General features: G+C 72.7%; 9 protein-coding genes. All 9 read right to left on the bottom strand.

The annotated features are described in order from the left end of the window. Window positions 1-19: 19 nt before the first annotated feature. Entirely contained in the window at window positions 20-1276 is a 1257-nt protein-coding gene (locus tag IF89_RS0126230; protein ID WP_030772955.1) for a pseudouridine synthase, read from the bottom strand. After that, window positions 1276-1929: an SMC-Scp complex subunit ScpB gene (scpB, locus tag IF89_RS0126225; protein ID WP_030772953.1), complete on the bottom strand. Its 654-nt coding sequence runs from the start codon at window positions 1927-1929 to the stop codon at window positions 1276-1278. Before scpB ends, IF89_RS0126230 begins: the two co-directional genes overlap by 1 nt. After that, window positions 1926-3053, bottom strand: coding sequence for a segregation and condensation protein A (locus IF89_RS0126220; RefSeq protein WP_030772951.1), 1128 nt, complete (start codon window positions 3051-3053; stop codon window positions 1926-1928). The genes scpB and IF89_RS0126220 overlap by 4 nt, the downstream gene beginning before the upstream one ends. A 449-nt stretch (window positions 3054-3502) precedes the next feature. After that, the gene (locus tag IF89_RS0126215; RefSeq protein WP_078628523.1) at window positions 3503-4042 is read right to left on the bottom strand and encodes a hypothetical protein; all 540 of its coding nucleotides are present in this window, start codon (window positions 4040-4042) and stop codon (window positions 3503-3505) included. Next, on the bottom strand, window positions 4027-5064 hold the full coding sequence (locus IF89_RS0126210; RefSeq protein ID WP_225884681.1) for a ParA family protein: 1038 nt from the start codon (window positions 5062-5064) through the stop codon (window positions 4027-4029). The genes IF89_RS0126215 and IF89_RS0126210 overlap by 16 nt, the downstream gene beginning before the upstream one ends. A gap of 449 nt (window positions 5065-5513) precedes the next feature. Further along, the gene (gene ald, locus IF89_RS0126205; RefSeq protein WP_030772946.1) at window positions 5514-6629 is read right to left on the bottom strand and encodes an alanine dehydrogenase; all 1116 of its coding nucleotides are present in this window, start codon (window positions 6627-6629) and stop codon (window positions 5514-5516) included. Between the two features lie 153 nt (window positions 6630-6782). Then, window positions 6783-8759 (bottom strand): tetratricopeptide repeat protein, encoded by a 1977-nt coding sequence (locus tag IF89_RS0126200; RefSeq protein WP_234327877.1) that lies wholly within the window; start codon window positions 8757-8759, stop codon window positions 6783-6785. A 478-nt stretch (window positions 8760-9237) separates the two neighbouring features. Then, window positions 9238-9870, bottom strand: coding sequence for an NUDIX domain-containing protein (locus tag IF89_RS0126195; RefSeq protein ID WP_030772940.1), 633 nt, complete (start codon window positions 9868-9870; stop codon window positions 9238-9240). Between the two features lie 81 nt (window positions 9871-9951). After that, window positions 9952-11601: a CTP synthase gene (locus IF89_RS0126190; RefSeq protein ID WP_030772937.1), complete on the bottom strand. Its 1650-nt coding sequence runs from the start codon at window positions 11599-11601 to the stop codon at window positions 9952-9954. Window positions 11602-12053: the final 452 nt, after the last annotated feature.

The raw sequence follows: 12053 nt of genomic DNA, 5'->3' as shown, positions 1-12053 counted from the left end.
AGCGGGGTGGTGCCGGAGGCTAGAGGCCGACCTCGCGCATCAGCATGCCGACCTCGGTGTTGGTCAGGCGGCGCAGCCAGCCGGACTTCTGGTCGCCCAGCTCGATGGGACCGAAGGAGGTCCGGACGAGCTTGTCGACGGGGAAGCCCGCCTCGGCCAGCATGCGGCGGACGATGTGCTTGCGGCCCTCGTGGAGGGTCACCTCGACCATGTAGTTCTTGCCGACCTGGTCGACGACGCGGAAGTTGTCGGCGCGCGCCCAGCCGTCCTCCAGCTCGATGCCGTCCTTCAGCCGCTTGCCGATGTCGCGCGGCAGGTTGCCGGTGATCGCGGCGACGTACGTCTTCTGCACGCCGTACTTGGGGTGCGTGAGGCGGTGGGCCAGCTCGCCGTGGTTGGTGAGCAGGATGATGCCCTCGGTCTCGGTGTCCAGCCGGCCGACGTGGAACAGCCGCGTCTCGCGGTTCGTGACGTAGTCGCCGAGGCACTGGCGGCCGTCCGGGTCCTCCATCGTGGAGACGACACCGGCCGGCTTGTTCAGCGCGAAGAACAGGTACGACTGGGTGGCGACGGTCAGGCCGTCGACCTTGATCTCGTCCTTCGGCTGGACGCGCTTGCCCTGCTCGGTGACGATCTCGCCGTTGACCTCGACGCGGGCCTGCTCGATCAGCTCCTCACAGGCGCGGCGCGAGCCCATGCCGGCGCGGGCGAGGACCTTCTGCAGCCGCTCGCCCTCCTGCTCGGCGCCGGGGAAGGTCTTCGGGGTCCTGATCACGGGCTTGTCGGCGTACCGGTCGCGCACGCGCTCCTCGATGCGCGCGTCCAGCTCACGCGGCCGGGACTGGCCGCTGCGGCTGCCCGGACCGCTGCGCGGGCCGCCGGCACCGCCGACCCCGGGGGTCCTGGGCGCCTTCGGGCCGCCCTTGGCGCCACCACGCGCGGCCGAGCCGCGTGCGCCGCGGGTGCGCTCGCCCTCGGGGCCGACGTCGTAGCGGCGCTCCTCGGGGCGGGGGTTGCGGGGACGCTGGGGCGCCTGGTCGCGGTCACGGTCTCGCGAGCCGCCCTGACCGCCGCCCTGGCCACCGCGGTAGCCGCCGGAACCGCCCTGGCCACCGCGGTAGCCGCCGGAACCGCCGCTGGAGCCGCCCCGGGGGCCACCGCCGCCCGAGCCGCCGCGGGAGCCACCGCCGCCGCCGGAGCCGCCGCCACGGGCGCCACCGCGCCCGCCGCCGCCGCTGTTCCTGTTGCCACCGTTGCCGTTGCCGCTGCTTCGCATCAAAGTTCCGTCGTCTTGTCGTCTTCTTCGGTGTCCGGTGCGTCCGGATCGAACGACGGCACACCTTCTTGCGTCTCGGCTTCGATCGCGTCCGCCTCGGGGAGGAAGGGCGCGAGCTCCGGGAGCTCGTCCAGGCCGCGCAGGCCCATCCGCTCCAGAAAGTAGTTCGTCGTCCTGTATAGGATCGCACCTGTTTCGGGTTCCGTCCCCGCCTCCTCCACCAGACCGCGCTGGAGGAGGGTCCGCATGACCCCGTCGCAGTTGACCCCGCGTACGGCGGAGACCCGCGACCGGCTCACCGGCTGGCGGTACGCGACGACCGCCAGGGTCTCCAGCGCCGCCTGCGTGAGGCGGGCCTGCTGCCCGTCCAGGACGAAGCCCTCGACCGCCGGGGCGTACTCGGCCCGGCTGTAGAACCGCCAGCCGCCCGCGACGAGCCGCAGCTCGAAGCCCCGGCGCGCGGCCGTGTACTCGTCGGCGAGCTCCCGCAGCGCTTCCGCCACCTCGCGCGGGGTGCGCTCCAGCACCTTGGCGAGGTGCGCCTCGGTCGCGGGCTCGTCCACGACCATGAGGACGGCCTCCAGGGCGGGCCTCAGTTCCAGCGCGGCGACCGCACTGCGGCCGTCGCTTCCGCTGCCGTCGCTGCTGCTCACTCTTTCGCCTCCACGATCTGGTCGAACTCGTCGGTCACGGTCGGCATGCCGTCACCGTCCCCGCCGCTCCAGCGGACGGTGAGGGTCCGCAGGGCCTCCTCCTGGTCGAGGGCGACCGCCTTCTCCCGGTAGAGCTCCAGCAGCGCCAGGAAGCGCGCCACGACGGTGAGGGTGTCCCCGGCGTCCTCGGTCAGCTCCTGGAAGGTGGCCTCCCCGCGCGCCTTCAGCATCCTCACCACGACCCCGGCCTGCTCGCGCACGCTGACGAGGGGCGCGTGGATGTGGTCCACGTACACCTGCGGCTCGGCCCTGGGCTGCATGGCCTTGACCGCGAGGCGGGCGAACCCGTCGGCGCCGATGCTGATGACGACGTCGGGCAGCAGGTCGGCGTGGTGCGGCTCCAGCCCCACCGTGCGGGGGTGGCGCCGGCCCTCGCTCTCCGCCCGCCGTTCGAAGAGGTCGGCGATCTGCTTGTACGCGCGGTACTGCAGCAGGCGGGCGAAGAGCAGGTCGCGGGCCTCCAGCAGGGCGAGGTCGGCCTCGTCCTCGACCTCGGCCGCCGGCAGCAGCCGGGCGGCCTTCAGGTCGAGCAGGGTCGCGGCGACGACGAGGAACTCGGTCGTCTGGTCGAGGTCCCAGTCGGGGCCCATGGCCCGGATGTACGTCATGAACTCGTCGGTGACCTTGGACAGCGCGACCTCGGTGACGTCGAGCTTGTGCCGGGAGATCAGCTGGAGCAGCAGGTCGAAGGGCCCCTCGAAGTTGTCCAGCCGCAGGGTGAACCGCCCGTCGCCCCCGGCGGGGGCCGCGGTGCCGTCGCCCGCCCCGGGCCCGTCCGCCCCGGAGCCCGCTGCCGGGGCCGGCTCCGGCGCAGCGGCGGCGGGCTCCGCCGGATCGCCGGTCGCCGCGGGGGCGGCCGGGGGCCCGTGGGGGGCTTCGCCGGGCTCCGCCGCAGCCGGGCGGACGGCGGCCCCGCCGGCGGGCGCGGCCGGGCCCGTGCCGGGGGCCTCGGCCGCCGCCGGGTCGGTCGGCGGCTCCTGACCCGCCACCGGGGCCTCGGCGGCGCCCGGCCCGCGTCCCAGGGTCCGGCGGGCCGGGCGGGCGGCGTGGTGATCGGGGGGCATGGCGGTCCAGGTGGGTGCGGAAAGCGGCAGGTCGAACACGGGAAGCCTAGGGGGTGTCCTGTCGATCCGGCCGGACCGGGGAGCGGTCGCTGGTGCCACGGAGCGCCGGGCGACCGACGGCCGGCCCCGCCGGGCGGCGGGACTCACGGCCGGCGCCGGTGGCCCTGCCGCGGACGGGGCTCCTCCCGGCGGCCGGCCGGCGTCGGGACGGAGCGAGCGCGCCGCAGGCGCGGAACACCTTTCGGCACCCGCCGGGCGCGGCAGGCCCACGGCCGGCCCGGTCGGACCCGGCCACGTCTCCCCGGACTCCGCGGACGCCCCGCGTGCAGCGAGCGCGCCGCAGGCGAAAGGCCGCCGACACCGGGTCGGCGGCCTTCGACGGGCGGCGGCGCGGCAACCGCGCCGTGGGGGCCGGCCTGACGGTCGGCCCGGCGCGTTGCGGGCGGGGGTCAGCGGCCGCGCAGGCGGCGGACCAGGATGCTGGCGTCGCCGCGGGACTCCAGGTCGGCGAGGACCACGGCCACCGCCTCGCGAACGATGCGGCCGCGGTCGACGGCCAGGCCGTGCTCGCCGCGCAGCACCAGCCGCGCGTGCTCCAGGTCCATCAGCTCCTCGGCGGAGACGTAGACCGTGATCTTCTCGTCGTGCCGTTCGCGGCCGCTGGGCCGCCGGTTCGCGCCGCGTCCCTGACCCTTGCTCCGCCGCGTCGCCCCGGTCGGGGCGGAGGCCGCCCCGGCGGTCGGCCCGACCGGGCTGACAGAACCTTCCTGCGGCCGCCGCGGCTGCCCCACCACGGGCCCGCCCGCGTCCGTACCGGCCTCAGCCTCCCGGCTGCGGCCCTCACCCGCCGTGCCCCCGGCCGGCGTGGCCGAGTGTTCCGCGGCGGCCGTCTCCTCGCCCCCGCGGCGCGGCGAGGACGACTGGAGCGCCATCCCACCGGTCGTGCGGAACAGTTCGTCGGCTCCGGGCAGACTCACTCGGCGTGACACCGGGCGAGCACCTCCCTGGCGAGCTGGCGGTAGGCGGCGGCGCCGACGGAGTTGGACGCGTACGTCGTGATCGGCTCACCGGCGACCGTGGTCTCCGGGAAGCGCACCGTCCGGCCGATGACCGTGTGGTAGACGTGGTCGTCGAAGGCCTCGACGACGCGCGCCAGCACCTCGCGGCTGTGCACCGTACGGGAGTCGTACATGGTGGCGAGGATGCCGTCGAGCTCCAGCTCCGGGTTGAGCCGCTCCTGCACCTTCTCGATGGTCTCGGTCAGCAGCGCCACGCCGCGCAGTGCGAAGAACTCGCACTCCAGCGGCACGATCACCTTGTGAGCCGCCGTCAGGGCGTTCACGGTCAGCAGGCCGAGCGAGGGCTGACAGTCGATCACGATGTAGTCGTAGTCGGCCATCAGGGGCTTCAGGGCCCGCTGCAGGGTGGACTCGCGCGCGACCTCGCTGACCAGCTGCACTTCGGCAGCGGACAGGTCGATGTTGCTCGGCAGCAGGTCCATGTTGGGGACCGCGGTCTTGAGCAGCACCTCGTCGGCCGACATGCCCCGCTCCATGAGCAGGTTGTAGACCGTCAGGTCTAGTTCCATCGGATTCACGCCGAGGCCCACGGACAGCGCGCCCTGCGGGTCGAAGTCGACGAGCAGTACGCGCCGCCCGTACTCGGCGAGGGCGGCACCCAGGTTGATGGTCGACGTGGTCTTGCCCACGCCGCCCTTCTGGTTGCACATCGCGATGATCTTCGCCGGACCGTGGTCGGTCAGCGGACCCGGGATGGGGAAGTACGGGAGCGGGCGTCCGGTCGGGCCGATCCGCTCACGGCGCTGGCGGGCAGCGTCGGGGGCGAGGGTGGCCGCGTACTCGGGGTCCGGTTCGTACTCCGCGTCGGGGTCGTAGAAGTGCCCCTCGGGCACATTGTCGTAGTCGGCGAATCCCGTGGGCGTGTCGCCGCTCAGGTCGCCGGCCCTGGAGTTCACGTCTAGGCCGTCCATGCTCTTTTGGGGCGTCGTCATGTGCTGGTGGTTTGCGAAGGTGCGTACTGCGACGGAGCCGACAGCTTCGAGCCCGGCAGGACTCTGGCCCCGCTCAGGGACGCCCGCTCCACCACCCCCAGGAGTAAATGTCGACTCATTCACAAGTCGTCTTACCTCCTCGGACGTGACCAGGACACTTATCGATAGGTCAGCGTGGCACCATGCCGACGGTTGGCGACTCTATGGCGTGTCACCGCTCAGCGGCAACACAATCCGCCGGACCCGGCACGATGTGTCGGCAACCGAACACCACTCTGTCAAGGGCGTCCGAGCTGTCGTCGCGAAGTTTCGCGTGTGCGCGAATGGGTTAAAGGGTTACGTTCACGGCGAGTTGAGCGGGGTCCCGCGGCGCTCCGCAAACACGTCCGGCCGGACCTTGCGGGCAAGGTCCGGCCGGATACGTGAGATTGACGTCAGTCGTTGACGTGTCAGCCGAGCAGCGTGCCGAGCTCGACGGTCTCGAGGCCGTGGGCCTCGGCGACCGGGCCGTAAACGACCTGGCCGTCATGGGTGTTGAGGCCGAGCGCGAGCGCGGGGTCACGGCGCAGCGCCTCGACCCAGCCGAGGTTGGCGAGCTGCACGATGTACGGCAGCGTGGCGTTGGTCAGCGCGTAGGTGGAGGTGTTCGGCACCGCGCCCGGCATGTTGGCGACGCAGTAGAAGACCGAGTTGTGGACCTGGAAGGTCGGCTCGGCGTGGGTGGTCGGACGGGAGTCCTCGAAGCAGCCGCCCTGGTCGATCGCAATGTCGACAAGGACACTTCCGGGCTTCATCTTGGCGACGAGCTCGTTGGTGACCAGCTTCGGGGCCTTCGCACCCGGGATCAGGACGGCGCCGATGACGAGGTCGGCCTCGACGACGGCCTTCTCCAGCTCGTAGGCGTTGGAGACGATCGTCTTGATCTTCGTACCGAAGATCTTGTCGGCCTCGCGGAGCTTGTTGATGTCCCTGTCGAGCAGCGTCACGTGGAAGCCCATGCCGATGGCGATCTGCGCGGCGTTCCAGCCGGAGACGCCGCCGCCGATGACGACGCACTCGCCGGCGTGGGTGCCGGGGACGCCGCCCGGGAGGACGCCGCGGCCGCCGGCCGAGCGCATCAGGTGGTAGGCACCGACCTGCGGGGCGAGGCGGCCCGCGACCTCGGACATCGGGGCGAGCAGCGGGAGGGCGCGGTTGGCGAGCTCGACCGTCTCGTACGCGATGGCGGTGGTGCCGGACTCCAGCAGGGCGTCCGTGCACTCGCGGGAGGCCGCCAGGTGCAGGTACGTGAAGAGCGTCTGGTCCTTGCGGAGGCGGTGGTACTCCTCCGCGATCGGCTCCTTGACCTTGAGCAGCAGGTCGGCGGTGGCCCAGACCTCGTCGGCGGTGCCGAGGATCTCGGCACCGGCCGCGACGTACTCGGCGTCCGTGATCGAGGAGCCGACGCCGGCGTTCTGCTCGATGAAGACCTGGTGGCCGCCTCGGACCAGCTCATGCACGCCGGCGGGCGTGATGGCGACCCGGAACTCGTTGTTCTTGACCTCGCGGGGGATGCCGACCTTCATCGTCGATCACGGTCCTTGACTCAGGGGGAAATAACGGGGCACTTCCATACATACCCGCCCACAAGAGTGCGCAACGGGATGCACCACGAGATGGCGTGGTGAACCCAGTTTAATGAAGGATGAGTCGCTGTCTAGCCTTGCAAACGAATAATCTCAGTCGGATCCACTGCGGATTTCGCAGGCTGCGGGGTCGTCTCCCAGCAATCTGTCCGCGGCGGAGCGGTGCAGTCGCGCCGCCGCCGGGTCCCCGAGGCGGTCCAGCGTGTCGGCCAGCCGGACCTGCAGCGCGGCCTGGAGCCGCTGGTCCCCGGCCCGCCGCGCGAGCTCCACCGCCTCGCGGCAGGTGTGCAGGGATTCCTCGGGCCGTCCGGCGTACTCCTGGATCCGCGCCATCTCGCTCAACGCCTTGGCCTGTCCCGGGACATCGGCCAGCTTCCGGTACCCCGCGGCGGCGGCCCGCCAGCTGCGCAGGGCGTCCCCGTACCGGCCCGCGTAGGTGTGGACGTTCCCGAGCCGCCCGTACAGCCGGGCCTCGTCCGCACGCTCCCCCCGCGCCAGGGCCTGGGCGAGCGCCCGGCCGAACCAGTCGGCGGCCCGGTGCCAGTCCCCCAGCTCCTGGTGGGCACCGCCTACGGATTCCATCGCGCGGCCCGTCGCGTACGGGTCGTTCGCGGCCCTGCCGGCGTCCAGTGCGGCCCGGTAGCGCTCCAATGCTTCCTGTGTGCGGCCGGTCTCGGCGTCCAGGTCGGCCAGGTTCAGCAGCGCGGCGGCCTGCTCCCGGTACAGGTCGCGGCGCTCGGCCACGTCCAGGACCAGGCGGTGCAGCCCGTACAACTCCGGGGCGGCCTCCGCGGTGCCACGGTGCTCGGCGAGCGCCCGAACGAGGGCGGCGACCAGCCGCCGGGCCAGCGTGTCCAGCTCGCCGTCGGCCACGGCGAGGGAAGCAGCCGCGGACAGGGCCGGGAGCCGGGTGTCCAGCCACAGGGCGGCGGCCCGCCGGTCGGGGAACCGCAGGGCGCGCGGCAGGCCGTCCACCAGCTCCTGCAGGTCGGCGTCGAGGTCGTCGCCCTCGGCGGTGGCCATGGCCCGGCACGAGTGCAGCAGCCGCACGGTCCGCTCCAGCATCCGGGCGCGCGCCAGCTGGACCTCCGCCGGCCGCTCCTTGGCCTCCAGGAGGGCCTGGAGCGTCGGCGCGAGGCAGCCGGGCAGGAGGAACAGGCCGTCGGGGGCGTGCCGGACCAGCCCCAGCCCGGCGAAGTCGTCCAGGGTGGACTGAGCGGCGGCGACGGAGCAGCCGGCCAGCGCGGAGGCGGTGTGCGAGTCGACGAGGCCGGCGGGGGCCAGCGGCAGCAGGCGCAGCGTCCGCTGGGCGGGCTGCGGCAGCGAGTCGTGGACGAGCCGGAACGCCCGTCCGAGCGGTCCCCCGGCCCCGGCGGGCATGTCGTGGAGCTGCTTGGCCACATCGGCGACCGCGGCCTTGGGACGGGCCGCGAGCCAGCCGCCGACCAGTTCGAGCGCGGCGGGCTGGCCTCCGCAGGCCTCGGCGAGCGCCTCGGCGGCCCGGGGGTCGGTGGCGACGCGGGTGTCCCCGATGCGGTGGGTGAGCATCGCGACGGCGGAGACGGTGTCGAGCCCGCCGAGGGTGCAGGGGCGTACGTCGGGGATGCCGGTGAGCGGGCCTTCGGCGGTGACCACGACGAGGCACTCGGGGGTGTCCGGGAGCAGGGCGTCGACCTGGTGCGGATCGGACGCGTCGTCGATCAGGATGATCGCCCGCCGGCCCTGGAGCGCGGTGCGCAGCGCCTCGCCGAGCTCGTCCTCGCCGGCGCCGGGCGGGGTGCGCCGGCCCAGTCCCGCCAGCAGGCCGCGCAGGGCCCGCTCGGTGGCCACGCTCTCCCCGCCGGGAGCGGTGAGCCGGGTGCGCAGCACCCCGTCGGGGTACTGGTCGGCCACCTCCCGCACGAACGTCTCGGCGAGGGCGGTGCGGCCGGATCCGGGGCGGCCGGCGACCAGCAGCACCCGCGCCCGGGGGGCCTTGGCCTTGCGGCCGGAGAGGGTGTCGAGCCCGGTTCGCGCAATGTCCTCGCGCAGCTCCTTGAGCTCGCGCCGCCGCCCGACGAAATCCGTCACGGATCCGCTCCTCTCCCTGCCTCCGGATGGCGAGCGTAGTTCACGCAGAGCGACGGTCCGTGGGGAGCGCGGCGGGTGAATCCCCCGATCGGATCAGCGGATGGTCCGCTTTTTCGCTGCCCTGGGCGCGGGGCCATCCGTCCCCGCGGGCGGCGGGCGGCGGTGCCGCTGCCCGCCGCGAGCCCGCTCGCCCGACTGCGCGGGGCCGTCCCCACGCCCGCCCTTCCGCTTCCGGTCCCCCAGGGCTCTGCCCCGGACCCCGCGCCTCAACCGCCTGCGGGGCTCGATGTCCCGTCCCGCGGGCGGGAGAGGGCCTGGGGGCTGTTGCGAGAGTCCTGTGCGGTGCCCGCGGTGTCCGGTGCGTGCTCTCGGCGTGCCGGGCGAAGGCCCTCGTACCGGGCGTACTCGGGGCTTCGGCCGGTGCGGCGCGAGTGCGTGCCGGGTGCCGTGGGCGCCGTGCGGGACCTTCCCAACACCCCTAGGCCTCGTACGGGCGGGCCGGCCAGGGCGCGAGGGCCGGGCGCAGGGCGTCGATGCCGCCCTCGCCCGCCAGCGCGGCGGTCAGGGCGAGCACCCCGGTCACCAGCCCCGGGTTGCCGATCTCGCCCGCCAGGATCCCCCGGACCAGCTGCGGCAGCGGGACCCAGGTGACCTCCATGTCCGCCTCCTCCGAGCCGGTCTCGGCGTAGCGTTCGCCTTCCGCCTCCGAGACGCCGCGGGCGAGGAAGACCCGGATCGCCTCGTCCGACCCGCCCGGGGAGGCGTAGAAGTCGACCAGCACCCGCCAGTCCTCCGCCTTGACGTGCGCCTCCTCGGCGAGCTCCCGCTGGGCGCCGAGCAGCGGGTTCTCGCCGGGGACGTCCAGCAGTCCGGCCGGCAGTTCCCACAGCCGGCGCCGCACCGGGTGCCGGTACTGGCTGAGGACCAGCACCCGGTCCTCCTCGTCCAGCGCGAGCACGCACACCGAACCGGGGTGCACCTGGTAGTCGCGGCGGGCGGTCGAGCCGTCCGGCATCCGGACCTCGTCGGAGTCGACCGCCGTCTTGGCGCCCTGGAACGGCCGCTGGCTCGACAGGGTCTCCCAGGATTCCGCCGTGTCCTTGATGTTCATGCCCCGAAGCCCTCCACAACGCGCGACAGCCGGGGTACGGATCTTCCGTACCCCGGCCGTCTACGTTATGCGGTCAGGCGCTCACTTCGCGGACTGCTGCCGCTCCACGGCCGCCTTGACCAGACCCGCGAACAGCGGGTGCGGGCGCGTAGGGCGCGAGCGCAGCTCCGGGTGGGCCTGGGTGGCCACCAGGTAGGGGTGGACCTCGCGCGGGTACTCGACGTACTCGACGAGCTTGTTGTCCGGGGAGGTGCCGGAGAAGACCAGGCCCGTCTTCTCCAGCTCGCCGCGATAGGCGTTGTTGACCTCGTAGCGGTGGCGGTGGCGCTCGTCCACGTACGCCTCGTCGCCGTAGACCTCGCGCACGATGGAGCCCTCGGCGAGCTTGGCCGGGTACATGCCCAGGCGCATGGTGCCGCCGAGGTCGCCCGCGCCCTCGACGAAGGCGAGCTGCTCCTCCATGGTCGAGATGACCGGGTGCGGGGTGGAGGCGTCGAACTCGGTGGAGTTGGCGTCCTCGATGCCCGCGAGGTTGCGCGCGGCCTCGATGACCACGCACTGCAGGCCGAGGCAGAGGCCCAGCAGCGGGATCCTGTTCTCGCGGGCGTAGGTGATCGCGCCGACCTTGCCGTTCACACCGCGGTCGCCGAAGCCGCCGGGGACGCAGACCGCGTCCACGTCGGACAGCTGGGCGGCGGCGCCGGCCGGGGTCTTGCAGTCGTCGGAGGTGACCCACTTGATCTGGACCCGGGCCTTGTTGGCGAAGCCGCCGGCGCGCAGCGCCTCGGTCACCGACAGGTAGGCGTCGGGCAGGTCGATGTACTTGCCGACGAGGGCGACCTTGACCTCGTGGTCGGGGTTGTGGACCCGGTCCAGGAGGTCCTCCCAGACGGTCCAGTCGACGTCGCGGAAGGGCAGGTCGAGCTTGCGCACGACGTACGCGTCCAGGCCCTCGGTGTGCAGGACCTTCGGGATGTCGTAGATCGACTTGGCGTCGATGGCCGCGACCACGGCCGCCTCGTCCACGTCGCACATCAGCGAGATCTTGCGCTTGATCGAGGTGGGGACGTCGCGGTCGGCGCGCAGCACGATGGCGTCGGGCTGGATGCCGATGTTGCGCAGGGCGGCGACGGAGTGCTGGGTGGGCTTGGTCTTCAGCTCGCCGGAGGGGCCGATGTAGGGCAGCAGCGAGATGTGCACGACGAAGACGTTGTCGCGGCCCACCTCGTGGCGGACCTGGCGGACGGTCTCCAGGAAGGGCAGCGACTCGATGTCGCCGACGGTGCCGCCGACCTCGGTGATGACGACGTCGACGTCCTCGGTCGCCATCCGGCGGATCCGGTGCTTGATCTCGTTGGTGATGTGCGGGATGACCTGCACGGTGTCACCGAGGTACTCGCCGCGGCGCTCCTTGGCGATGACCGTGTTGTAGACCTGGCCGGTGGTCACGTTGGCCGAGCCGTCGAGGTCGACGTCGAGGAAGCGCTCGTAGTGGCCGATGTCCAGGTCGGTCTCGGCGCCGTCGTTGGTGACGAACACCTCGCCGTGCTGGAACGGGTTCATGGTGCCCGGGTCGACGTTCAGGTACGGGTCGAGCTTCTGCATCGTGACCCGCAGACCGCGCGCCTTCAGGAGCGCACCCAGGCTGGAGGCCGTCAGGCCCTTGCCGAGGGAGGAAGCGACACCCCCGGTGACGAAGATGTGCTTGGTCGTCATGGATTTGGGCGGCATCGCCAAGAGGGGGCTCCCGTGGTCGCGAGGTGGGGTGCTTCCGGCGCCGGCCGCCGTCGATCCGGAAGGGTCTCAGGGGGCGCCGAAGCTGCGGTTTCGGGGTTCCTGATTCGCACAGGCAGACCACCGGTCCACGGGGTACCAGCCTATCAGCGCCGGGGCCGGTCCGCCTCCGGGCACGCGCCGTCCACGGCTCGTGGCAGAGCGCCGCAGTGCGCCGGGGCGCAGAACCCGCTGCTCACCCGTTCGGCCGAACAGCATTCCCCGCGGCCTGGAGAAGATCACTAGGGTGCCGACATATCCTGCTCGGATATTGCACACATCACCGCCGGGCAGTCCGTCGGACGGCCTAACCGAGCCGATATACGGAATCATGGGCTCACGCGGGGGTCCCTGCACACAGGAGACCGCGCAAACGCGCATTGCAAGCGCCCTTCGGGGCGGACGTGGCC

Origin of the sequence: Streptomyces sp. NRRL F-2664 (assembly GCF_000719345.1) — a bacterium.
Lineage (GTDB): Bacteria > Actinomycetota > Actinomycetes > Streptomycetales > Streptomycetaceae > Streptomyces.
The sequence above is the reverse complement of the archived record's forward strand: the minus strand, read 5'-3'. Positions and strand labels throughout refer to the sequence as shown.